This is a genomic window from Nocardioides cynanchi, assembly GCF_008761635.1.
Lineage (GTDB): Bacteria > Actinomycetota > Actinomycetes > Propionibacteriales > Nocardioidaceae > Nocardioides > Nocardioides cynanchi.
Genome location: NZ_CP044344.1, coordinates 2774238 through 2796320, shown reverse-complemented (window position 1 = coordinate 2796320; position 22083 = coordinate 2774238). Strand labels below are relative to the sequence as shown.

The following is a 22083-nucleotide window of genomic DNA, read 5'->3' as shown; positions in this document are numbered from 1 at the left end:
GGTGGTCGGGCGTAATCGGGTACGACGAGGGGACTGCGATGACGCAGGGACAGCTGCGGCCGGCGGCCGACGTCCTGGCGATCACCGTGCACGGACCGGCCGGCGCCCTCGACCTGATGGTCCCCTCGACCGCGGCGGTGACCGAGGTCGCGCGCGAGTACGCCGCCCAGGCGTCTCTGGCTGCGATCCCGCTGGTCTACTCCCGCACCGGCGACCTGCTGCTCGCGTCGGAGTCACTGGCGGGTTCGGGGGTCGAGACGGGCAGCATCCTGGTCGCGACCACCGGCGTCTCCCGTCCGTCCCGTCGAGCGGTGGCCCCGCCCATCGACCGGGTCGCCGGGCCGGCCGGCTCCTGGCCGGTCCTGTGGTGTGCCCTCGCCGCCGCCGTAGCGGTGCTGTCCGGCTGGTGCGCCGCTCGTGCAGGAGGACGCGCGCACGACGTCGCCGTCGCCGTGCTGGCCGGCGCGTCCCTGCTGGGCCTGGTGTCGGGCGGGGGCCGGGCGGTTCCGCGAGCGGTTGCCGCGCCCTGCTTCGCGGGTGCCGCCGGCTTCGCCTGGGCGTGGGACCCTCAGCCCGCGCGGCTCCCGATGGTCCTGGGCATCGCGGCCGCCGCGGCCGCTGTCGGCGCTGCGCTGGCGCGGGCCGGAGCCGGCCGTGCCGAGGCCCAGCTGAAGGTGATCGTGATCGCGGGCGCCAGCGTCTTCGGGGTGGTCGGCGCCGTCACCCTTCTCGGCTGGCCGCCACGCGCCGACTGGGCGATCCTGCTGGCGCTGGCCCTGCTGGCCGCCCGCTTCGTGCCTGGGCTCGCGGTCGACGTACCCGACCAGTACCTCGTGGACTTCGAACGCCTCGCCGTCACCGCGTGGTCGGCCCGCGACCGTGGCCCGCGTCGGCGCGTCCGGTCGATCGTCCCGATCGTGGCGGTCGCCGAGCTGGCCGACCGCGGCGCCCGGATGGTCGCCGCCGCCTGCGCCGCGATCCTCGTGGTCGCTGGCGTCTCGGCCCCGCTGCTGCTCTGGACCGCCGTGCTCCCCGTCGACCGGGTCGGCGCTCGCCTCGAGGTGCTGCTCGTGGGCGCCGGCCTGCTGCTGGCCGCCCGCAGCCACCGACAGGCGGCGGCCCGGATCCTCCTGCGCACGGCCGGGCTCGCCTGCTGGCTGAGTCTCGCGTCGTACGCCGCCCCGCGGCTCTCGAGCGGTCAGCTGTTGGCCGTGTCGCTGTCCTCGATCGGCCTCGGTCTGCTGGTCGTCCTGGCGGCGCTGGCCACCGGTCGCGGCTGGCGCTCGGCCTGGTGGTCGCGTCGCGCCGAGGTCGCCGAGGCGCTTTGCGGGTCCTCGGCCCTGGCCGTGGTGCTCGTGGCCAGCGGCCTCTTCCGGCACCTGTGGGAATTGACCTCGTGATGTTTAGCACCCCAGAGCGCGGGTAGATCTGGTCTGTCCGGCTCGGGCCGATCACCCGGAGGGCACCCACCGCATCATCAGCTCCGAGCGGCCACCGCCGCGATGGGAAAGGAGACGGCCAGATGTCGTCCGCAAACGAAATGGGTCAGGGCCAGGGGACACTCTCGGCCGCCGCCGGGATGGTCGTCGACGCCAAGCACGACTTCGACCGCCTCAACAACGAGCTCGTCCAGCACATCGACGCCGCGAAGGCGAAGTGGTCCGGTCAGGGCGGGACGGCGTTCAACTCGCTGGGCCACGCCTGGTCGGAGAAGCAGCGCACGATCACCAACGCGCTCAACCAGTTCGAGGCCTCGCTGCGCTCGACCGAGAAGGACAACACCAGCACCGACGACACCCAGTCGTCCGCGTTCACCCGCAACCAGCAGCGCCTCGGCTGAGCGCGCCCGGACGACAGGAGAAGACCATGGAACTCGACGGACTCAAGGTCAACCACGCCGGCCTCGACCAGGCCGCGGACGACCTCATGGGCATCGTGAACAAGATCGACGCCCGGATGCACAACCTCGAGCGCGAGCTCAACCCGCTGCGCGCCAACTGGGTCGGCGACGCCCAGCAGGCCTACACCGTGGCGAAGGCTCGCTGGGACGGCGCGATCAACGAGATGCGCGACCTGCTCCACAGCACCTCCCAGCAGGTCACCCAGTCGAACGCCGAGTACCGCGCGGCGGACGCGCGTGGGGCGCGCTCGTTCGACATCTGACCAACCTCCATGTCGGGGGCGCAGCGGGGAAGGCGGCCGGGTGGCCGCGTTCCCCGCTGAGCCGACGGGGCACAAGGGATTGAGGAACGATGGGGCTTTTCTCGCTCGACCAGATCGCGAACCTGGGAGCTGAGCTCAAGGAGCTCTACGTCGACGTGGAGCTGATCCACGACATCACCGCCGACCTCACCCAGAACGAGGACGCCGTGCACGACTCCGGCTTCCAGAAGTACCACGTCGACCAGGCCGTCTTCGGGGAGTCCTCGCTGGGTGGCTCGCTCGGCTACCACCACAGCCTGGCGCACGCCAAGGTCTCCGACACCCTGGCTGCCGTGCTGCAGGACCTTCACACCTTCCGGCTCGGGCTGGCCACGTTCGCGAAGGCCGTGGACACCGCCGACACCCAGAGCGCGGCCGACCTGGCCCAGCGGCACCACGCGATCGAGCAGCTCGCACAGGCGGCGGGCTTCGAGCACACCTCCCAGCGCAACCACTACTACCACCCCGCGGAGCACACCGGAGGCACCCATGCCTAAGGGTCCGCACGAGCTCCGCCTCGACACCTACGTCGCCAACGGCAACGTCGACAACATCGCCTACTCCTCGCACATGTGGGAGCGCGGGCACACGGTGCTGAACAACCTCGCCGACGCGCTCGAGAGCGCCAAGCCCCATCTGCTCAGCCGCTTCGGTCCGCAGACCGGCCCGGCCGCGGTCGCGGCGTTCGAGACGGTTGCCAAGAACGTCCGGGCCCAGGCAGCGGAGATGAAGAGGGCCAGCACCGCCCTGACCTCGGCCGGGCACGCCCTCGAGGACGCCCAGCACACCCACCACAGCCTGGGCAACGCACCGGCCGCACCGCCCGCGGACCCGACCCAGAAGGCCGGCGAGTCCGCCGGAGACTTCCACACCCGCCAGCATGCCGCGCACCAGGCGCAGTCGGGGTACGCCGCCGAGTACGCCGACCGCGAGCGCAGGGCACAGACTGCGATCACCACCGTCGACACCCACTACACGCAGGCGATCAAGGTGATGGAGAGCATCCACGGCCAGCCGCCCTCCCACACCGGAGGCAGCGGCGGGGGCGGCGGTGGCTCGATCCCGACCGCCACGCTGCCCGGCGCTGGGCACCACAGCGCACCGACGGCCACCGGCGTCTCCTGGGCCACCGGTCAGGGCTCCGGCCACCACCACCACGTCGACCCGCGGGTCGTCGTCATCACCGACCCGACCGACCCCTCGACCGACCCGGGCCACGACGGCACCGGCCCCGGCTCCGGCGGGGAGTGGCCCCCCGGCGAGCATCCCGGCGTACCCCAGGGACCCGGTCAGTACCCCCCGGGCACCTACCCGCCCGGCACCTACCCGCCGGGTGGCGGACCGGACGTCCCGCCCGGAGGCAGCCTGCCGCCCGGCGCGACGTCGACCGGCCCGTCGTCGACGATGGTCGGCGGCCTGATGACCGGGGGTCTCGTCGGTGGCGCCTCGGGTCTGAGCAACGCCCTGCGCGGCTCCGCGGTGACCTCGGCGATGACCGAGGAGGAGTCGCTCGCGGCCACCCGCGCCGGGAGCACCGGCGCGGCCGGCGGCCGCGGTGCCTCGGCCGGCGCTGCCGGCACCTCACGTGGCAGCGGCGGACGCGGCACCGGTGCCGGCGGCCGGGGTGACCGCGGCCGGAAGAAGAAGCGGGCTCCCGGCATCGACTTCTTCGAGGACAACGAGGACTGGCTCGACGAGGACGAAGTGTCCCCGCCGGTTCTCCACTGACACCCGCTCGCAGTCGCCCACCCGTCTGCGAGGCCGCCCGGTCCCGGTCGATGCGACGGGGGCCGGGCGCTACCATCTGTGCCGACTGAGACGATCTTCGGGGGTCACGCATGAGCCAGGCGCCGATCGGCGCATCCGGGCTGGTCCGGGTGACCGTCACGTCCGGCACCCGCCGGGTCGACCTCGTGCTGCCGGGCGCCGTACCGGTCGCCGAGCTGGTGCCCGAGCTGGCGCGCAGCGTCGGGTTGCTCGACGCGGTCACGGTCTACGGCGGCTACCGGCTGGTCACCCAGGACGGCCGGGCCCTGGCCACCGACTCCGGGCTGACCATCCAGGGCGTCGAGGACGGCGGGGTGATCACCGTCGCGGCAGGCGTCGACGACGAGCCGCCCCGTGTCTACGACGACGTCGTGGAGGCGATGACCGACGTCGTCGAGCGGGACCTCCGGCCGTGGGACGCCGCCGCAGGACGCCGCACCGCACTGTGGGCGGCGGTCGCGCTCCTGGCGTTGGGCGCCGCGGCCCTCCTGCTCCAGCACACCTCCGACATCGCCGGCGCCGCGACGGTGGTGGTGGCCGTGGTGCTCGTGCTGGGCGCCGTGGTCCTGTCCCGCGTGCAGGGCGAGACCGATGCCGCGGTCACCGTCGCCCTGGTCGGCTGCGGCTACGCCGCGGTGTCGGGGTTGATGCTCGGCTGGGACGCCACCTTCTTCGGCACCCCGGTCGCCGCGGCCGGTGGTGGGGCGCTGGCCGCCGGACTCGTCGCCGCGCTCGGGCTCGGTCAGGGCCGCAGCCTGTTGCTCCCCCCGGTGGTGGTGGGCGGGATCTTCCTGGCGACCGGCCTGGTGATGCGCTCCTCGTCGTACGACGCGGCGGTGATGCTGACGACGGTCCTGGCGCTCGTGGTGATCGCCGGCAGCGTCTTCCCGTGGCTGGCGCTGGGAGCCACCGGCACCAGCGTCGAGCAGCTCTTCTCCACCGCCGACATCGTCAACGACCCCGAGGTGATCGACCCCGAGCGGGTCGGCGCCGACGCACGGGTCGCCCACGAGATCCTGGTCGCGGTCTCCGCGACCGTCGGCCTGCTACTGGTCCTGGTCTCGCCGCTCGCGGTGTCGCTCGGGCTGGCCGGCACCGTCGTGGCGGTGCTCGCGTGTGTGGTGGTGATGCTGCGTACCCGTCAGTACCGCACCGGCGCCGAGGTCCTGGTGGGCCTCGTCGCCGGAGTGCTGGGGCTGCTCGCGACGGCCCTGTCGGCCCTATGGCTGCATCCGGGCTGGCGACCCGGTGCGGCGGTGGCGCTCGCGGTGACCGGCGCCGTTCTCCTGGCGCTCACGCTGCTGCCGCAGGGCACGTCGGTCCGGCGCGGGCGCCTCGGTGACGTCGCCGAGACCGTCGCCCTGCTCGGCCTGCTGCCCGCGCTCGTGCTGGCCACCGGCGTGTTCTCAGCCATCCGGAGCTGATCGCACGTGGCCACCAAGCGCGACCTGGTCGAGGCGCACTCCTTCAGCCGGCGCCGACTCGTCACCGCCTTCGTCTCGGGTGCCCCGGGCGGCCGTGAGGTCGAGCCGGCCCGACCCGGTCGCACGATCGTGGGCGGGGTCGCCCTCGGCATCCTGCTGATGGCCGGCGCCGCGGTCAGCGGTGTGCTGGCGGGCCGCACCCAGGTGGACTGGAACAACCCTGGCCTGATCGTCAGCAAGGACAACGGCCAGAACTACGTGATCACCCGCGCCAGCGCTCACCCGGTGCTCAACCCGGTCGTCAACATCACCTCCGCCCGGCTGATCCTCGGCTCGTCGGCGCAGCCCGTGCTGGTGCCGGAGCAGACGATCCAGGAACAGGTGATCGGCCCCGAGATCGGGATCCTCGGCGCGCCCGCGACGGTGCCCGAGACCGGTGGGCTCGTGGAGACCGGCTGGACGTCGTGCACCGCCGACGGGCACGGGGTTCGCACCTATGTCTCCGCGCAGCCGAAGGCGTCGTACGCCGACGACGCGGGCTTCGTGGTCGAGGCCGGCGGCGCCCGGTGGCTGGTGGCGACCGCGGGAGGCGTCGGCGGTGGTCATCGCTACCCGTTGCCGGCGGTCGGCAACGGCGCGCAGGACCGCTTCCTCCAGGCGGTCGGCCTCGGCGTGGGCAACGAGGCGGTCCGGGTGCCCGAGGCCTGGCTCGGGCTGTGGCCCGCCGGTGGCGACCTGAGCTGGCGGAGCTTCGGCATCGCGCCGGGTGCCTACGGTCGTGCGGTCGCCTACGGCAGCCGGATCCACCTGCCGCGGGCACGCGTCGGAGACGTCGTCCAGGTCGCGGACACCGGCTACCTGCTCTCCCCGACCGGGCCGGTGCGGCTGTCGTCGTTCGCACAGGCGGTCTACGAGGCGGCGGGTCCGCCCGGCGGAACGTTCCGGACCTGGCACCAGCCCACCATGGACATGGACGCCGTGGTCAGCCCGTTCGCCTCGGCGGACTGGCCGGACGGCGGTCTCACGCCGTCCACCGGTGAGCTCTGCGCCGTGCTCCAGGCCCGCGCCGGGGCCCGGCCCGCCGTCGCCCTGGCGACGAGCCCGGGACCCGAGGCGACCGCAGCCGGCGTCGCCGCCGGCCACCGGGACGCCGGCGTGGCACCGCGTGGCGGTGCCTACGTGCTCTCCGCGGACTTCACCTCGACCACCCGCGGGCTGCCGTTCCTGATCGACCTCAAGGCCAGCAGCCACCTGCTCGAGGGGTCGGCCGCTGCCAACCTGGGGTACGGCGGGTTCCCGGCGCCGGTGGTGCCCGACACCTGGGTCAAGCTGTTCTCGACCGGTGCCGTGCTCTCGCCCGACCTCGCGCTGTGCGAGCCGCAGAAGACCACGAGCAAGGGCTGCCCGTGACCTGGCGCCCGGCCGCCCTGGCGGTGCTGCTCGGCGCGATCCCGACGGCCGTGGTCGGGGCGAGCACGGCCGCCGCAACCGCGGCCGGGGTCGGCGACTGCACCCAGACCACCGACACGGTGGTCGCCCAGCTCAGCCACCAGGCCAGCCGTCCCCTCGACCAGCTCGCGATCCCACGGGCCCAGGCTCTGGTGTCGCGACCGGGTCACGCCCCTGGCGCGGGTGTCGGTGTCGCCGTGCTGGACGGCGGGATCAGTGCCGGCAACGCCATCCCCGTGCGGGCGTCGTACTCCGTGCACGGCGGTGCGGTCCACGTCGTCGACTACCACGGGACGGCGGTGGCCGGCCTGGTCGCGGCGGCTCAGCGGCCGGGCGGCCTGCCCACCGGGATCGCTCCCGGGGCGGAGATCGTCGACGTGCAGGTGTACGGCTGGCCGGTCGGGAGCACGGGCACCGGCGCCGCGATCTCGACCGAGCACCTGGTCACCGGACTCGACTGGCTGGCCGCACACGCCCGGAGCCTCCACGTGCGGGTCGCCGTCGTCGCGCTCGCGGTCACCCCGACGGCCGACCTCGCCGCCGCCGTGCGGGCCGTGCAGGCGCGGGGGGTCCTCGTGGTGGCCGCGGCGGGCAACCGGCCGACCGAGCAGGGCGCCGGCTACCTCAGCGAGTTCGCCACGGCTCGGCCCGGCCAGGACGGCAGGTCCCAGATCGGCCCGGCCCTCGAGCCCGGTGTGCTCACCGCCGGCACCACGGCCGCAGGCAACGCGCTGGCCCTCGACCCGGCCTCGATCCCGAACTCCGCGGTCGACGTCGTGGTCCCCACTGCGGGCGCGATCTCGGTCGCCCTCAACGGCGGCAGCTGCGTGCTGACCGCGCCGGCCACCTCGTGGGCGGCCGGCGAGGTCGGCGGCATCGCGGCGCTGCTCGTCGACCGGTACGCCGGTGAGTCGCCCACGCAGATCGCGGCCCGGCTCGTGGACACCGCCAGCGGGACGACACCGGACGACCCGACGGCAGGGGATGCCGGTAGCGGCGACGTCAGCCGCTTCTTCGGGGCCGGAGTGGTGCAGCCGCTCGACGCGCTGACCCGACCGTTGACCCCTGGGCCGGACGGCTCGTTCCCCACCCTCAAGGCGGTGCCCGACCGCACCCCACCGGCACAGGCACCCCTGCCGCGCGCCGACCTGCTCCACCACTCGCGACACCTCGCCCTCTGGGCCGGCCTGCTCGGGGCGGGCTTGGTCGTCGGAGCCTCCGTCCTCCGACCGCTGCTCAGCCGGTCCCGGTCACGGTGACCTGCGTGACAGCCGGGGTGTGGACCCGGGTGCCGCGCAGACGCACGACGTAGGTGGTGTCGAGACGCCGGTGCGACACCACGAACGTGACCGCACCGTCCGCGCCGAGCGGGCCGTGCCGGAGCCGGACCAGTCGGGCACCCGAGCGGCGCAGCAGCACGACCTGGTCGCCGGCGCGTCCGCCCTGGGCGGTCGCGGTCAGTGTCACCGTCGTGGCTCCGGTGCTGGCGGTCGCGTCGAACAACGGCATCATCGCCAACCGCCAGGCGGGGCTGTGGGTCCCGGTGACGGTGCGCAAACGGTAGGCCGTCGTCCGGCGCGCGAGCGGCGTGGCGAACGAGACCGAACCGGCGTCGTCGGTCGCCGCCCTCGCGACCACCCGCCACCGTTGCGGCCCGCGGACCTGGAGCGCCACCCGGCGTCCCGGTAGCGCTGAGCCGTCAGCCGCCCGGACGACCCCGGACACGGTCACTGACTGGCCGACCAGTACCCGATGGCTCGCTGCCTCGACCGAGACGGAGGCGGCTGCGGGAGGGGTGACGGCCACGGCGGCACGCGCGGCAGTGTGTCGTCGCGTGGCCAGGAGGCGTACGGCGTACCGGGTGTTGCGCTGCGGGGAGACCACCTGCACCTGGGCCGAGCCGGCCGGGTCGAGACGACCGCGCCGGACCAGCCTCGGCTGGTGGTCGACCCAGCGGTAGAGCTCCACCCGGTCGCCGCCGCGGCAGCCCTGACAGGTCGCGTTGATGGTGGTCGTGGTGCCGCCCACGAGGGCGCTGGTCGAGAGCAGCGGCACCATCCGGACCACCCACGCTGCGCTCCGGAGGTGTGGGTCGGTCCGCAGCCGGAACCGCGCCGATCTGGTCAGCGCTGGCGTCGTGAACGCGACGGCACCGGAGTCGTCCGAGGTCGCCTCGGCGACCGGGCGCCAGCGGCGCGGCCCGCGCACCTGCAGGACGACGCGTTGGGCGGGCAGGCCGGTCCCGTCGATGCCGGTGACCACACCGCTCAGGCTGACGATCTCACCGACGTCGGCGCGGTGCCCGGTCCCGGAGATCGTCACGCCCGATGCTGCGGCGGTCGTCGTCGGAGGCGTCGAGGAGGCGCTCGGCCCCGAGGTGGGTTCGGAGCCCGGTCCGGCGGTCGGTCCGGTCGAGCTGCCGTCGCCCGGGCGGCGCCGGGTGTGGCCGGCACCGGTCGGCGACGCGGTCGGGCCCGCGCTCGGCGTCGTACCGCTCGGAGTGGGGCTCGACGTCGGGCCGGGGGCCGTCGGGGACGTCGTGCCGGTCGCGTTCGGATGCCGCGGATCGGTCGGTGCGCCGGTCGCGGCGCGGTCTGCGTCGGGGGCCGGGGCGCCGATCGGACCGAGCACGCTGTGCACGACGCGCTGCACGGGATCGGGCAGGTTGCCGGTGTAGGCCGCGGCGACGCCGCTGGTCAGGGCGACGGTGACGACCACGGCGGTGCCGCCGGCACCGAGCCGGCCGGCCGCGCGGCGCGGCAGGGAACGGATGCCGGTCACCGGGCGCGCGGCTCGGAAGGCCGCGAGCACCTGGGCCTCGTCGGCCAGCTCGGTGGTGGTGCCGGGTGCGCGCAGCGCCCGGACGAGGTCGTCGTCGGCCCACGCCGCAAGGTCGTCGGGTTCACGGGGCTCGCTCATCTCACACCACCTCTCGGGTCGCCCGGATCCGGGGATCGCGGGACAGGGACTTCAGGGCCCGGTGCACGGCGACCCGGACGGCGCCCGGGGTCTTGCCCACCAGCTCGGCGACGGCGGCGACGTCGAGACCGGCGACCACCCGCAGCATCACCATCTCCGCCTGTTCGGGCGGCAGGGAGGCGACCAGCCGGAGGGCAGCTGCCGTCGCCGCGCGCTCGGCGGCATCCTGCTCGGCACTGGGGTGGCTGGCCGCGCTCCGGCCATGGGAGAGCGGGTCGGCGACCGGCACCACCGGGCGTGCCGTCCGGGCCCGACCCTGGTCGACGGCCCGGTGCCGGGCCACTGTGAACAGCCACGCGCGGAAGTCCGCCACTCCACCGTTGAAGGAGTGGAGGTCACGGACCACCTGGAGCCAGGTCTCGGCTGCGACGTCCTCCGGGGCGTCGTTGCCGCGCACCGTGAGATAGCGGAGCAGGGGCGGCTGGAGGGCGCGCCAGAGCTGGACGAAGCCGGTCTCGTCACCGGCCCGAGCCCGGTCGAGCGCCCCTTCGAGCGCCCGGCCGGGATCGGAGTCGTGGTCGCGTGGGCCGTCCAGCGTCGTACCCTCCAGCCGTCTCGTGCGGATCTCAGGAGACGACGGTCCCGCTGGTGCTCGGCGCGAAGCGCGGCCCACCCGCATAGGCCAGACGGTAACCGGTGCCGGGGGTCAGCGGCTGGTCGAACCGGGCCACGCCCCGGCCGCCGGTCCTGGCGGTCGCGTCGTCGGTCCAGGTCGCGGAGCCGGGCGCCTGCTCCTGGAGGGTCACCAGGCGGTGGGCCAGGGCGTTGCCACCGCCGCGGAGCTGTCCGCTGACGTGGAAGGTCATGTCGTGGGCGCGGGCCCGGATCGACAGCGAGGTGGGCAGGAGGACCCGGACCCGGGTCGCGTCGCTGAGCGCACCGGGCAGACCGGCCGACGCGACCAGGTGGAGCCGGTAGACGGTCGGGGCGGCCGGGGTCTCGTCGAAGGCGACGGTGCCGTCGTCGGCGGTCGTGCCGGTGGCGACCACGTGCAGGTCACGGACCGTCCCGACCCGCCGGGCCAGCAGTCGCACGGTCGCCCCGGCCACCGGGGTCCCGTCGTCGGTCACGGTGCCGGTGACCGTGGTCGTCCCGCCCTTGACGATCGACTGCGGCGCGGCCGCGATCGCGACCTCGGGGCGGGTGAGCACGCGGACCGCTGCGCTGCGCGCGGGCTGGAGGAGCGCCGTACCGAGGAAGACCAGGCGGTACCTCGTGTCGGCGGTCGGCGCGACCCGGAAGGCAACCACGCCGAGACGGCGGGTCCGGTGCACGCCGTCGAAGGTCCAGCCGGTAGCGTCCGCGGCGCGCGAGACCAGGATCACCCGACGACCGCGCAGGGGAACGCGACCGGCCCGCAGCCGACCGCGTACGACGTCGGTGCCGTCGGTGCCGACCAGACGGTGGACCGCGCGGATCGACAACGAGGTCGCGAGCCGCTGTGCGGGGTGCTGCGGGGTGCGGACGCGGATCGTTGCCACGCCGCTGACGCTGGGGCGGGCGTCGCTGTCACCCGCGTACTCCCAGCGGTAGCGCGTGGTGACGTCTGGTGTGACCGACGCCCGGACCCCGCCGTGGTCACCCGCGATGCCCTCGGCGACCGGCGTGAAGTCAGTGGCCCCGGACGGCCGGGCCTCCAGGGTGACCGTCCGGCCGGCCGCGGTGGCCGCCCCGCTGACGGCCAAGGCTCCGGTGACGGTGTCGCTGGCACCCGGAGCCACGGCCGGGTGCACGACCCGGATCGACAGCGAGGTGGAGGCGCGGTCGGCGGCACTGGCCGGACCGGCACTCAGGGCGGGGGCGACGAGTGCGGCGCCGGCGGTCAGCAGGGCTGCCGCGGTCGCGGTACGTCGCAGGTGTGACAGGGCCATGGGGACTCCTCTGCCCGGGCGTCCGGGCTGGACGCGCTTCGACCCCCACAGCGCAGGAGGTGCCGATCGCGTTACACACCTCGGACTGACCACCTACTCTGCCGAGGTGAGACATCGCCGGGCGGGGGCGCTCCTCCTCGCGTCGGTGCTGCTCGCGTCGTGCGGCCACCGGGTCTCGGCGGTCGGGCCGCTGGTCGAGGGTGAGGGCTCCTTCGGCATGTGCATGCGGGCTGGCGACCACACGTCGTTCGTGCTCGGCCTCGATGCCCTCCAGAACCGCGGCACGACTCCGGTCACCGTGGACCGGGTCCGGCTGGACAACGCGGTCAACCTCGCCCTCACCGACGCGCGTCTCGGGCCGATTCATCGCCCTCGGCCGGTCGGCCTGATGGGCATGACCCAGGCCGACCCCGCCTCCTTCGACGGCCAGCAACGCAGCGTGTGGAACGCGAGCACGTCGGCCGTGGGCGCGGTCATCCGCTCGAGTCGCTACGACGACCAGAACCTGCTGGTGGTGGTGCGCCTGACCGACACCGCGCGATCGGGCCGGACGGGCATCGTCGTGGACTATCACGACGACGCGCGCGGCTACGAGTGGCACGACCACGGCACCTATGAGGTGCTGGTGGACACACGGTGCTCGCACTGAGTGCGAGACGACTGGCGGAGGATAGGGGATTCGAACCCCTGAGGGCTTGCACCCAACCCGCTTTCCAAGCGAGCGCCATAGGCCACTAGGCGAATCCTCCGCGGAGGAGGCTACCGGGCGCCGGGAGGCCCCACGAAATCGTTCACGCCGACTTCGCCCGTCGTACGACGTCACCTAGACTTCCCGGCAACCCCCCATGCGGCGGCATCTCGCTGAACTCCCCCAGGGCCGGAAGGCAGCAAGGGCAGGTGAGCTCTGCTGGGTGCGTGGGGGGCCTTCGCTTGCCCGGGGGTCCGCCGGACGGGGTCTAGCCTTCGCACGTGTCGTTCCTCGACCTGGCGATCGTGTGCGCGGTCGCCCTGGCCGGACCCCTGCTGGCGGCCCCGCTGCGCTGGCACCTCCCGGTCGTCCTCGGTGAGCTGCTGGCCGGCGTCGTGCTCGGCGTCACCGGCTTCGGCGTGCTCGACGCCGGTGAGTCGACGTTCACCTTCCTCGGCAACGCCGGGTTCGTCCTGGTGATGTTCGTCGCGGGCACCCACGTGCCGGTCCGCGACCGTCGGATCCGCACGGCGCTGCGTACCGGCGTGCTCCGGGCCCTCGTGGTCGGGGTCGTCGCCGTCCTGCTGGCGTACGGCGTGGCCTGGTTGGTCGGCATCTCGCACGCGCCGCTGTACGCCGTGCTGATGGCGTCGTCGTCGGCCGCACTGGTGCTCCCGATCGTCACCTCGCTCGACCTCGGGGGGCCGGCGCTGGTCGACCTGCTGCCGCAGGTCGCGGTGGCCGACGCCCTGTGCATCGTGCTGCTCCCGCTGGTGATCGACCCGGCGCACGTGGGTCGGGCCGCCGTCGGGGCGGTGGTGGTGCTGCTCGCCGGCGCTGCCTTCTTCGTGGCGCTGCGCCAGGTCGAGCGCAGCGGCATCCGCGAGCGCGTGCACCGGGTCTCGGAGGACCGGCAGTTCGCCGTCGAGCTGCGGGTCAGCCTGGCCGCGCTCTTCGCCCTGGCCGCGCTGGCCGTCGCGGTGCACGTCTCCCTGATGCTGGCCGGCTTCGTGGCCGGCCTCGCGGTCGCCGCCGTGGGCGAGCCGCGGCGTGTGGCCAAGCAGCTGTTCGCGGTGACCGAGGGCTTCTTCGGCCCGCTCTTCTTCGTCTGGCTGGGCGCGGGCCTCCAGCTCCGGGACGTGGCGCACCACCCCTCGATGGTCGTGCTGGGGCTGTGCCTGGGAGCCGGGGCGACCCTGGCCCACCTCACGCCGGTCGCGCTGCGCCAGCCCACGCCGTACGCCCTGCTGGCGACCGCTCAGCTCGGCGTCCCGGTCGCCGCCACCACGATCGGCAGCCAGCTGGGGCTGCTGCGGCCGGGCGAGGGCGCGGCGCTGATCCTGGGTGCACTCGTGGCGATCGGGGTCACCGTCGTCGGCGGATCCCTGGCCGCTCGGACGACCACCGGCCCGCCCGCCGCGGCCTCGTGAGCGCTTGTCGGCGCGGCTGGTTAGGGTTCAGGAGTGGAGTCACCGCTCGCGCTGTACCGGCGCTACCGACCCGAGACCTTCGCGGAGGTCATCGGGCAGGATCACGTGACCGAGCCGCTGCGCGCCGCCCTCGCCGCCAACCGGGTCAACCACGCCTACCTGTTCTCCGGGCCGCGCGGGTGCGGCAAGACCACCTCGGCGCGGATCCTGGCCCGGGCGCTCAACTGCGAGCAGGCCCCGGTCGCCGACCCGTGCGGCGAGTGTGACTCCTGCCAGGACCTCGCCCGCGGTGGCTCGGGCTCGATCGACGTGATCGAGATCGACGCCGCCTCGCACGGTGGTGTCGACGACGCCCGCGACCTGCGCGAGAAGGCGTTCTTCGCGCCCGTGCGCAGCCGCTACAAGGTCTACATCATCGACGAGGCGCACATGGTCAGCACGCAGGGCTTCAACGCCCTGCTCAAGCTGGTCGAGGAGCCGCCGCCCCACCTGCGCTTCATCTTCGCGACCACCGAGCCGGAGAAGGTGCTGCCGACGATCCGGTCGCGCACCCATCACTACCCGTTCCGGCTGATCCCGCCGCGGCTGCTGTCGTCGTACCTCTCCGAGCTGTGTGACAAGGAGGGCGTCGCCATCGAGCCGGCCGCCCTGCCGCTGGTGGTCCGGGCCGGGGCCGGCTCCGCCCGCGACACCCTCTCGGTGCTCGACCAGCTGATGGGTGGTGCCGGTTCCGCCGGCGTCACCTACACGCTGGCCGCCGGGCTGCTCGGCTACACCCCGGACACCCTGCTCGACGAGGTGGTCGACGCGTTCTCCGCCGGAGACGGCGCGGCGGTCTTCGGTGTCGTCGACAAGGTGATCGAGACCGGTCAGGACCCTCGCCGCTTCGCCGAGGACCTGCTTCGCCGGCTGCGCGACCTCGTGATCGTCTCCGCGGTGCCCGATGCCCCCGCGACCGGGCTGATCGACATCGCCGAGGACGCCGCCGAGCGGCTGGTCGCCCAGGCCGCCCGGTTCGGCCCGGCGGAGCTGACCCGCGCCGCCGACCTCGTCGCGACGGGGCTGACCGAGATGCGCGGTGCGACCGCTCCCCGCCTGCTGCTCGAGCTGATCTGCGCCCGGGTGCTGCTACCCGGTGCCGACCACTCCACCGAGGGTGTCCAGGCCCGCCTCGACCGGCTCGAGCGACGCCTCGCGATCACCGGTGGCGAGCCCGGCCAGCCGGTGCGCGCGCCGGTGGCCGACCCACCGCTGCGGGTCGAGCGTCCGGTGGCCGCGGCCCCCGCGCCGACTGCGCCGACCGCCTCGGTGGTGGAGGAGAGTCGAGACCACCCATCCGAGCCCGCCGCCCAGTCCGCCGCGGAACCGGCACCGCCGGTCGCCGAGCCGGCACCCGCGCCGGCCACCCCGGCGACCTCGGACGAGCAGCGCCCGGGCCCGGCGTCGGCACCCACCGCGCCGGCCGCGAGTGCACCGATGCCCGTGTCGTCGGCCGAGCCGGTGGCGACGACGGCAGCGGGTTCGCCGCTCAGCCTGGTCGACGTGCGCCGGCTCTGGCCCGACATCGTCGAGGCGACCAAGCAGCGCCGTCGGGTGACCTGGATCCACCTGACCCAGCAGGCCCAGGTCGTGCAGGTCGACGACACGACGCTGACCCTCGGCTTCGGCAACGCCGGGGCGCGCGACTCCTTCCTCAACGGCGGCAGTGCCGAGATCGTCCGGCAGGCCGCGATCGACGTGGTCGGCCACGACTGGCGGGTCGAGACGATCGTCGACCCCGGCGCCCAGCCCGCTGCCCCGCCCCCGCCCGCCGCCGCCGAGCCTGCCTCGGGCCCGGCGTCGACGCCGCCGGTCGCCGACGCGGCAGCCGAGACCGTGACCCCCGACCCGACGGGCACGGGGTCCGAGCAGCCGCCCGACGAGCCGCCCGCGTGGGTGGAGCCGCCGTCGGCCTCGGCGCGGCAGGCGATCTCGCCGACCCGCACCGCGGCGCAGGGCGGTCCGGAGACGTCACCGGCCGACGCCGACGGCGGAGCCCGACCAGACGACCTCGATGCCGAGACCAGCGGCCTGGACGGCGCGCAGCTGCTCCAGCAGGCCCTCGGCGCCGAGGTGATCGAGGAGATCCCCCACCAGTGACCACCGCACGCCCCACACGGACAGGTGAATCGTGAGATGACCGGCAACCCCTTCGACTCCCTCGGCGGCGACCAGCCCGGAGGATTCGACCTCCAGGGCCTGCTCGCCCAGGCCCAGCAGATGCAGGAGCAGCTGGAGAGTGCCCAGGAGCAGCTAGCCGACGCCCGCGTGGAGGGCACCGTCGCCGGTGGCGCGGTCACCGTCACCCTCAACGGCATCGGCGAGCTCCAGGCCGTCCAGATCAAGGCCGGCGGCTTCGACGGCACGAGCGAGGACGACCTGACCGACCTCGGCGACCTGATCGTGGCCGCCTACCGCGACGCCAAGGCCCAGGCTGACTCCCTGGCCGGCTCGGCCCTCGGCCCGCTCTCCGGCGGCGGCATGCCCGGCCTGCCGGGCCTGGGCGGGTAGCACCCCTTGTACGAGGGCATCGTCCAGGACCTGATCGACGAGCTCGGGCACCTGCCCGGCGTCGGTCCCAAGGGCGCGCAGCGGATCGCCTTCCACCTGCTCCAGGCCGAGCCGGCCGACGTACGCCGCCTGGCCGAGGTGCTGCTCGAGGTCAAGAGCCGGGTGCGGTTCTGCGCGATCTGCTTCAACGTCTCCGAGGACGAGCAGTGCCGGATCTGCCGCGATCCGCGCCGCGACCAGACGGTGCTGTGCGTGGTCGAGGAGTACAAGGACGTCGTCGCCATCGAACGCACCAAGGAGTTCCGTGGCCGCTACCACGTGCTCGGCGGTGCGATCTCGCCGATCGACGGCATCGGCCCTGACCAGCTCCACATCACCGAGCTGTTCAAGCGCCTCTCCGACGGTGCGATCACCGAGGTGATCCTCGCGACCGATCCCAACCTCGAGGGGGAGGCGACCGCCACCTACCTCACCCGTATGCTCAAACCCCTGGAGCTACGCATCACCCGCCTGGCGAGTGGGCTTCCGGTCGGTGGCGACCTGGAGTACGCCGACGAGGTCACCCTCGGGCGGGCCTTTGCAGGGAGGCGAACCGCCGAATGACCGACCGGACCACCACCGACGAGCTGATCGAGGCCGCAGCCACGCTGCCGCCTCTCCAGCCGGCCGACGAGTTCGCCGGCCAGATCGCCGACCAGGTCGAGAGCTTCCTGATCGCGGTCCGCGCCGTCGCCAGCGAAGGTGACCTCGGCACCGGGATCTCGATCCTCCTGCTCGAGATCAGCCAGGTGCTTCTCGCCGGAGCCCGGCTGGGCGCGCAGGTCGACTTCACCCCGGAGAGCGACTACCAGCCCGACGTCGGACCCGACGCCGACCTTGACGGGCTGCGGCTGCGCCTGGCCGACCTCTTCGACAACCTCGACACCTACAGCTTCGTCTTCGACCCCTACGACCCCGAGCAGGTCGAGAGCCAGATCTCCGACGACCTGACCAGCATCGCCGCGGACCTCGAGAACGGCCTGCGTCACTTCCGGCTCGGCAACACCGCCGAGGCGCTGTGGTGGTGGCAGTTCTCCTACGTCTCGTCCTGGGGCAACCTCGCCGGCGCGCTGCTCAACGCCCTGCTCTCGGTGGTCGCGCACGACCGCCTCGACGTGGAGTTCACCGGCGAGTCCGACCGGGTCGCGGCCGCCACCGAGATGCTGGAGAGCGCCGAGCCGGTCTGAGCGTGCCTCCACGGCACGGCGCCGGCCGGGCGCCCGCCGCACTGAGATGGGTCCGCGGCCCGCGCTGCGCCACCGGTAAACTCGACCGGGTCGCAGCGCCGCGCCCGTCCGTCACCGATCTCTCCCCAGGAACCGCAGTGAGACCCTCATGAGCATTGTCGTGCAGAAGTACGGCGGCTCCTCGGTGGCCGATGCCGACGGGATCAAGCGCGTCGCACAACGGATCGTGGAGACCCGGCAGGCCGGGCACGACGTCGTGGTGGTGGTCTCCGCGATGGGCGACACCACCGACGAGCTGCGCGACCTGGCCGAGCAGGTCAGCCCCACCCCCGAGCCGCGCGAGCTCGACATGCTGCTGACCGCGGGTGAGCGGATCTCGATGGCTCTGCTGGCCATGGCGATCGCGCAGCTCGGCCACAAGGCCCAGTCGTTCACCGGCTCGCAGGCCGGCGTGATCACCGACTCCGCGCACGGCAAGGCCAAGATCATCGACATCACCCCCGGCCGGATCGAGAAGGCGATCTCGCAGGGCGCGATCGCGATCGTGGCCGGCTTCCAGGGCGTGTCCCAGGACACCAAGGACATCACCACCCTCGGCCGCGGCGCGTCCGACACCACCGCGGTCGCCCTCGCGGCGGCGCTGGGCGCCGAGGTCTGCGAGATCTACACCGACGTCGACGGCGTCTTCACCGCCGACCCGCGCCTGGTGACCAGCGCCCGCAAGCTCGACCGCGTCTCCACCGAGGAGATGCTCGAGCTCGCGGCGTCCGGAGCGAAGATCCTGCACCTGCGCTGCGTCGAGTACGCCCGCCGCTACGCCATCCCCGTCCACGTCCGCTCCTCCTTCTCGCAGAAGGAGGGCACGTGGATCCTGCCCGATCCCCCGGAGGGAGCAGACGACATGGAGCAGGCGATCATCGCCGGCATCGCCCACGACCGCAGCGAGGCCAAGATCACCGTGGTCGGCGTTCCCGACAAGGTCGGTGAGGCGGCCCGGATCTTCGAGGCCCTGGCCGAGGTCGAGGTGAACCTCGACATGGTGGTGCAGAACGTCTCCGCCCAGGCGACCGGACTCACCGACATCTCCTTCACGCTGCCGCGTGACGACGGCCAGACCGCGATGGCCGCGCTGGCCCGTCTTCAGAGCGAGGTCGGCTACGACCGGCTGGCCTACGACGACGAGATCGGCAAGGTGTCGCTGATCGGCGCCGGCATGCGCTCGCATCCCGGCATCACCGCCCGCTTCTTCGCGGCCCTCGCCAACGCCGGGGTCAACATCGAGATGATCTCCACCTCCGAGATCCGGATCTCGGTGGTGGTCGACGAGGCGGACGTCTCCGCGGCGGTCCAGGCGACCCACACGGCGTTCGATCTCGACAGTGCCGAGGTCGAGGCCGTCGTGTACGGCGGGACCGGCCGATGACCGCCTCCGCTGCGCCCCGGGGTCTGAGCGTCGGAGTGGTGGGTGCCACCGGCCAGGTCGGCGCCGCGATGCGGCAGATCCTGGTCGAGCGCGACTTCCCGATGACCGAGGTCCGGCTGTTCGCCTCCGCCCGCTCGGCCGGCACCGTGCTGCCGGTCGGTGACCGCGAGGTCACCGTCGAGGACGCCGCGACCGCGGACCTGGCCGGCCTCGACATCGCGATCTTCTCCGCCGGGGCGACCGCCTCGCGGGCCCTCGCCCCGCGCTTCGCTGCCGCGGGCGCCGTGGTGATCGACAACTCCTCGGCCTGGCGGATGGACCCGGCCGTGCCGCTGGTCGTCTCCGAGGTCAACCCGGACGACATCGTGCGCGCCTGGTCCGAGGGCGGCAAGGGGATCATCGCCAACCCGAACTGCACGACGATGGCCGCGATGCCGGTGCTCAAGCCCCTGCACGACGAGGCGGGCCTGGTCCGGCTGGTGGTGTCGACGTACCAAGCGGTCTCGGGCAGCGGTCTGGCCGGGGTCGACGAGCTGGCCGACCAGCTCGCGGCCTCGGGCGACAAGGCGCGAGAACTGGCCTACGACGGCTCCGCGGTGAGCTTCCCGGAGCCGGTGAAGTACGCCGACACCATCGCCCACAACGTGCTCCCGCTGGCCGGCTCGATCGTGGACGACGGCCATGGCGAGACCGACGAGGAGCAGAAGCTCCGCAACGAGTCGCGCAAGATCCTCGACATCCCGGATCTCCTCGTGTCGGGCACCTGCGTGCGGGTGCCGGTCTTCACCGGCCACAGCCTCTCGATCAACGCGGAGTTCGCGCGGCCGCTGACCGTCGCGCGGGCCACCGAGGTGCTCGGCTCCGCCCCGGGAGTGGAGCTCGCCGAGATCCCGACGCCGTTGCACGCGGCCGGCCGCGACCCGTCGTACGTCGGGAGGCTGCGGCAGGATCCGGGCGTCCCCGACGAGCGGGGCCTGGTGCTGTTCGTCAGCAACGACAACCTGCGCAAGGGCGCGGCCCTCAACGCGGTGCAGATCGCCGAGCTCGTCGCGGAGGCGCGGCGCTGAGGCTCAGCGCACCCGCTCGCCCGGCTCGACGTACGTCGTGGTGAGCCACCAGGCCGCGGTGTAGGTCGCCATCGCCACCAGCGGGACGACGACCACCATCCACCAGTCGAAGATCACCGGCAGCAGGGCCAGCAGGATCACCACCACCAGGAGCCCGACGCCGAGGAAGCTGGTGCTGCCCGACGTCTCGACGCCGGCCAGGCGCAGCAGCACCGAGCCGAGCATCACCATCGCCACGGTGATCACCAGCAGCAGCAGCAGGCCCGGCTTGCCGCAGGACGACGTGCCGCGCATGGCCGAGCACAGGTGGAGGCTGGCCGAGGTCAGGCCCACGAGCGCCAGACCGACCACGGCGCCGGTCAGCAGCGCGACCACCGGCCCGGGGAGGTGGATCCGGACGCGGGGCAGGGACCGTCGCGGCTTCGGTGTCGCAGGCGCCTGCTCCTCCGGCGCCGTCATCGCGGCCGCGGGCAGCGCGACGGTCGGGTCGGCCTCGAGCAGCCCGATCGGCCCGGGCGTGATCTCCGGGCTGGGAGCCCCGGGCAGGACGACCGGGACGTCGGGTGCCGGTGGTGGGGGTGAGTCCGAGGGCTCCGGCGCCGACGGCTCGGCGGGCTCCACGGGCACGGGAGCCGGCCCGGGGTCGCTGGGCGGCGCCGGGAGGTCCGGTTCGACCGGTACGAGGGGCTCGAGGGGTGTGCCAGGCTCGGTGGGTGTCATCGGCTCACCCGGCTCGACGGGGGCAGTGGTCGCGAGCGGCTCGGTGAGCGGCGAGTCCTCGGGCTCGGACCTGTCGGGCGGGGGCCCGGCCTTCTTGCCACGCTTGCGCCCGAAGCCCAGGGCCGACCGCAGGCTCGGCAGCTCCAGGGACGGCTCATCGCTCGCCGGCTCGGGGCGCGGCTCATCGGCCATGGACTGATGGTGCCCCGCGCCGGCGTCACCGAAACCCGTCGTACCTCGAGACTTCCCGGCCGAAACCGTCGCCTCTCGGCCGAAATTTCGGCTGGGTAGCGGAGCTTTCCCCGGTGAACCGGTGAAAGCGTCCCCCTCAGTGCCCCGCGTGCTCGGGGGCTGGGGGCGGATCCGACGCCCGAGGGACGTGGCGTCGTAGACGTCGTGGCGGTGGTCGACCTGGAGCGTGGTGTGGTCGATGCCGAAGGTCTCCAGGAGGAGATCCTCGAGGAAAATCCGGCGCTCGTGGCAGTCGGAGCCGGGGGCCACCAGCACGTGGGCCGACAGGGCGGGGAAGCCCGAGGTGACCTCCCAGACGTGGAGCTCGTGCACGTCGCTGACGTCGGGCACGGCCCGGACGGCGGCCTCGATCGCCGCCGGGTCGAGGCCACGAGGCGAGGCCTCGAGGAAGATCCGGCCGCTGTCGCGCAGCAGCCCGTACGACGCGCGGGCCATCAGGACGGCCACCGCCAGGGCGGCGACGGCGTCGGCGCGGTCCCAGCCGGTGAGCAGGACGACGACCCCCGCGACCAGCGTCGCGATGAAGGCGAAGAGGTCGTTCAGCACGTGCTGGAACGCCCCCTCGACGTTGAGGCTGCGGCGGTCCGCGCGCCGGATCAGCAGGGTCGCGGCGAGGTTGACCGCGATGCCGACACCGGCGGTCGCCGCCACCAGCCCACCCTGCACCTGCGGCGGATCCATGAGTCGGCGGACCGCCTCGTAGGTGAAGACCACGACCAGGACGGCCAGGGTGACCCCGTTGAGCTGGGCGGAGAGGATCTCCACCCGCTTCAGCCCGTAGGTGTAGGCGCCCGAGGCCGGACGCGCGGCCAGCCGGATCGCCACGATCGCCAGGCCCAGCGCGGCCGCGTCGGTGAGCATGTGCCCCGCGTCGGCGATCAGCGCCAGCGATCCCGCGAGGACGCCGGCCACGACCTCGGCGACCATCAGTCCGAGGATCAGGCCGAGGGCCGCCCCGAGGAGGCGACGGTCGGCGGCCGGCCCGGGCCCGTGGTCGTGCGCCATGCGTCCTCCTCGTCGGTCGGGTCCATGATC

The 22083-nt window shown here is 73.7% G+C and carries 20 protein-coding genes, 1 tRNA gene and 1 other RNA gene; 17 read left to right on the top strand and 5 right to left on the bottom strand.

Features of this window, described 5'->3' with window-relative positions; genetic code table 11:
• Positions 1-38 precede the first annotated feature (38 nt).
• The 8 genes from E3N83_RS13490 (at position 39) to E3N83_RS13455 (ending at position 8101) form a co-directional block, all read left to right on the top strand.
• Positions 39-1400 (top strand): hypothetical protein, encoded by a 1362-nt coding sequence (locus E3N83_RS13490; RefSeq protein ID WP_151083732.1) that lies wholly within the window; start codon positions 39-41, stop codon positions 1398-1400.
• Between the two features lie 122 nt (positions 1401-1522).
• A complete protein-coding gene (locus E3N83_RS13485; RefSeq protein WP_151083731.1) occupies positions 1523-1840 on the top strand; it encodes a WXG100 family type VII secretion target in 318 nt (105 codons plus the stop codon).
• A 26-nt stretch (positions 1841-1866) separates the two neighbouring features.
• Positions 1867-2163: a WXG100 family type VII secretion target gene (locus E3N83_RS13480; RefSeq protein ID WP_151083730.1), complete on the top strand. Its 297-nt coding sequence runs from the start codon at positions 1867-1869 to the stop codon at positions 2161-2163.
• An 89-nt stretch (positions 2164-2252) separates the two neighbouring features.
• On the top strand, positions 2253-2699 hold the full coding sequence (locus E3N83_RS13475) for a hypothetical protein (protein WP_151083729.1): 447 nt from the start codon (positions 2253-2255) through the stop codon (positions 2697-2699).
• Positions 2692-3930, top strand: coding sequence for a hypothetical protein (locus E3N83_RS13470; protein ID WP_151083728.1), 1239 nt, complete (start codon positions 2692-2694; stop codon positions 3928-3930). The genes E3N83_RS13475 and E3N83_RS13470 overlap by 8 nt, the downstream gene beginning before the upstream one ends.
• 110 nt (positions 3931-4040) lie before the next feature.
• Complete coding sequence (eccD, locus tag E3N83_RS13465) at positions 4041-5393, top strand: type VII secretion integral membrane protein EccD (protein ID WP_151083727.1); 1353 nt, start codon at positions 4041-4043, stop codon at positions 5391-5393.
• A gap of 6 nt (positions 5394-5399) precedes the next feature.
• Positions 5400-6803 carry a type VII secretion protein EccB gene (locus tag E3N83_RS13460; protein WP_151083726.1) on the top strand — a complete coding sequence of 468 codons (1404 nt, stop codon included), beginning with the start codon at positions 5400-5402 and terminating at the stop codon, positions 6801-6803.
• A complete protein-coding gene (locus tag E3N83_RS13455; RefSeq protein WP_191907800.1) occupies positions 6800-8101 on the top strand; it encodes a S8 family serine peptidase in 1302 nt (433 codons plus the stop codon). The genes E3N83_RS13460 and E3N83_RS13455 overlap by 4 nt, the downstream gene beginning before the upstream one ends.
• Here the strand turns inward: E3N83_RS13455 and E3N83_RS13450 are convergent.
• The 3 genes from E3N83_RS13450 to E3N83_RS13440 are packed head-to-tail and all read right to left on the bottom strand — an operon-like array spanning position 8079 to position 11692.
• The gene (locus tag E3N83_RS13450) at positions 8079-9761 is read right to left on the bottom strand and encodes a hypothetical protein (RefSeq protein ID WP_151083724.1); all 1683 of its coding nucleotides are present in this window, start codon (positions 9759-9761) and stop codon (positions 8079-8081) included. The two genes, E3N83_RS13455 and E3N83_RS13450, sit on opposite strands and share 23 nt — an antisense overlap.
• A 1-nt stretch (position 9762) precedes the next feature.
• Entirely contained in the window at positions 9763-10440 is a 678-nt protein-coding gene (locus E3N83_RS13445; RefSeq protein ID WP_151083723.1) for an RNA polymerase sigma factor, read from the bottom strand.
• Positions 10388-11692 carry a hypothetical protein gene (locus tag E3N83_RS13440; RefSeq protein ID WP_151083722.1) on the bottom strand — a complete coding sequence of 435 codons (1305 nt, stop codon included), beginning with the start codon at positions 11690-11692 and terminating at the stop codon, positions 10388-10390. The genes E3N83_RS13445 and E3N83_RS13440 overlap by 53 nt, the downstream gene beginning before the upstream one ends.
• Positions 11693-11798: 106 nt before the next feature.
• Between E3N83_RS13440 and E3N83_RS13435 the strand changes: the two genes are divergently transcribed.
• Positions 11799-12341 carry a hypothetical protein gene (locus E3N83_RS13435; RefSeq protein WP_151083721.1) on the top strand — a complete coding sequence of 181 codons (543 nt, stop codon included), beginning with the start codon at positions 11799-11801 and terminating at the stop codon, positions 12339-12341.
• Positions 12342-12353: 12 nt separating this feature from the next.
• Here E3N83_RS13435 and E3N83_RS13430 read toward each other — a convergent pair.
• Positions 12354-12441, bottom strand: a tRNA-Ser gene (locus tag E3N83_RS13430).
• Between the two features lie 88 nt (positions 12442-12529).
• Here E3N83_RS13430 and ffs point away from each other — a divergent pair.
• The 8 genes from ffs (at position 12530) to E3N83_RS13390 (ending at position 20076) form a co-directional block, all read left to right on the top strand.
• Positions 12530-12620, top strand: an RNA gene (gene ffs, locus E3N83_RS13425) — signal recognition particle sRNA small type.
• A 41-nt stretch (positions 12621-12661) separates the two neighbouring features.
• Positions 12662-13810, top strand: coding sequence for a cation:proton antiporter (locus tag E3N83_RS13420; RefSeq protein ID WP_151083720.1), 1149 nt, complete (start codon positions 12662-12664; stop codon positions 13808-13810).
• Positions 13811-13843: 33 nt separating this feature from the next.
• Positions 13844-15949 carry a DNA polymerase III subunit gamma and tau gene (locus E3N83_RS13415; RefSeq protein WP_151083719.1) on the top strand — a complete coding sequence of 702 codons (2106 nt, stop codon included), beginning with the start codon at positions 13844-13846 and terminating at the stop codon, positions 15947-15949.
• A gap of 36 nt (positions 15950-15985) precedes the next feature.
• A complete protein-coding gene (locus E3N83_RS13410) occupies positions 15986-16360 on the top strand; it encodes a YbaB/EbfC family nucleoid-associated protein (RefSeq protein ID WP_151083718.1) in 375 nt (124 codons plus the stop codon).
• Positions 16361-16366: 6 nt separating this feature from the next.
• A complete protein-coding gene (recR, locus tag E3N83_RS13405; RefSeq protein ID WP_151083717.1) occupies positions 16367-16963 on the top strand; it encodes a recombination mediator RecR in 597 nt (198 codons plus the stop codon).
• On the top strand, positions 16960-17586 hold the full coding sequence (locus tag E3N83_RS13400) for a DUF5063 domain-containing protein (RefSeq protein WP_151083716.1): 627 nt from the start codon (positions 16960-16962) through the stop codon (positions 17584-17586). The genes recR and E3N83_RS13400 overlap by 4 nt, the downstream gene beginning before the upstream one ends.
• A 148-nt stretch (positions 17587-17734) precedes the next feature.
• Positions 17735-19009 (top strand): aspartate kinase, encoded by a 1275-nt coding sequence (locus tag E3N83_RS13395; protein WP_151083715.1) that lies wholly within the window; start codon positions 17735-17737, stop codon positions 19007-19009.
• Positions 19006-20076: an aspartate-semialdehyde dehydrogenase gene (locus E3N83_RS13390; RefSeq protein ID WP_151083714.1), complete on the top strand. Its 1071-nt coding sequence runs from the start codon at positions 19006-19008 to the stop codon at positions 20074-20076. Before E3N83_RS13395 ends, E3N83_RS13390 begins: the two co-directional genes overlap by 4 nt.
• 3 nt (positions 20077-20079) lie before the next feature.
• Here E3N83_RS13390 and E3N83_RS20250 read toward each other — a convergent pair whose 3' ends face one another.
• The gene (locus E3N83_RS20250; protein ID WP_151083713.1) at positions 20080-22053 is read right to left on the bottom strand and encodes a cation diffusion facilitator family transporter; all 1974 of its coding nucleotides are present in this window, start codon (positions 22051-22053) and stop codon (positions 20080-20082) included.
• Positions 22054-22083: the final 30 nt, after the last annotated feature.

Coding starts and splice junctions, on each gene's coding strand:
- E3N83_RS13480 (WP_151083730.1), top strand. CDS start 1,867: ATGGAACTCGACGGACTCAAGGTCAACCACGCCGGCCTCGACCAGGCC.
- E3N83_RS13400 (WP_151083716.1), top strand. CDS start 16,960: ATGACCGACCGGACCACCACCGACGAGCTGATCGAGGCCGCAGCCACG.
- E3N83_RS13445 (WP_151083723.1), bottom strand. CDS start 10,440: ATGCGGGTGGGCCGCGCTTCGCGCCGAGCACCAGCGGGACCGTCGTCT.
- E3N83_RS13490 (WP_151083732.1), top strand. CDS start 39: ATGACGCAGGGACAGCTGCGGCCGGCGGCCGACGTCCTGGCGATCACC.
- E3N83_RS13470 (WP_151083728.1), top strand. CDS start 2,692: ATGCCTAAGGGTCCGCACGAGCTCCGCCTCGACACCTACGTCGCCAAC.
- E3N83_RS13440 (WP_151083722.1), bottom strand. CDS start 11,692: ATGGCCCTGTCACACCTGCGACGTACCGCGACCGCGGCAGCCCTGCTG.
- E3N83_RS13390 (WP_151083714.1), top strand. CDS start 19,006: ATGACCGCCTCCGCTGCGCCCCGGGGTCTGAGCGTCGGAGTGGTGGGT.
- eccD (WP_151083727.1), top strand. CDS start 4,041: ATGAGCCAGGCGCCGATCGGCGCATCCGGGCTGGTCCGGGTGACCGTC.
- E3N83_RS13485 (WP_151083731.1), top strand. CDS start 1,523: ATGTCGTCCGCAAACGAAATGGGTCAGGGCCAGGGGACACTCTCGGCC.
- E3N83_RS13475 (WP_151083729.1), top strand. CDS start 2,253: ATGGGGCTTTTCTCGCTCGACCAGATCGCGAACCTGGGAGCTGAGCTC.
- E3N83_RS20250 (WP_151083713.1), bottom strand. CDS start 22,053: ATGGCGCACGACCACGGGCCCGGGCCGGCCGCCGACCGTCGCCTCCTC.
- E3N83_RS13410 (WP_151083718.1), top strand. CDS start 15,986: ATGACCGGCAACCCCTTCGACTCCCTCGGCGGCGACCAGCCCGGAGGA.
- E3N83_RS13395 (WP_151083715.1), top strand. CDS start 17,735: ATGAGCATTGTCGTGCAGAAGTACGGCGGCTCCTCGGTGGCCGATGCC.
- E3N83_RS13450 (WP_151083724.1), bottom strand. CDS start 9,761: ATGAGCGAGCCCCGTGAACCCGACGACCTTGCGGCGTGGGCCGACGAC.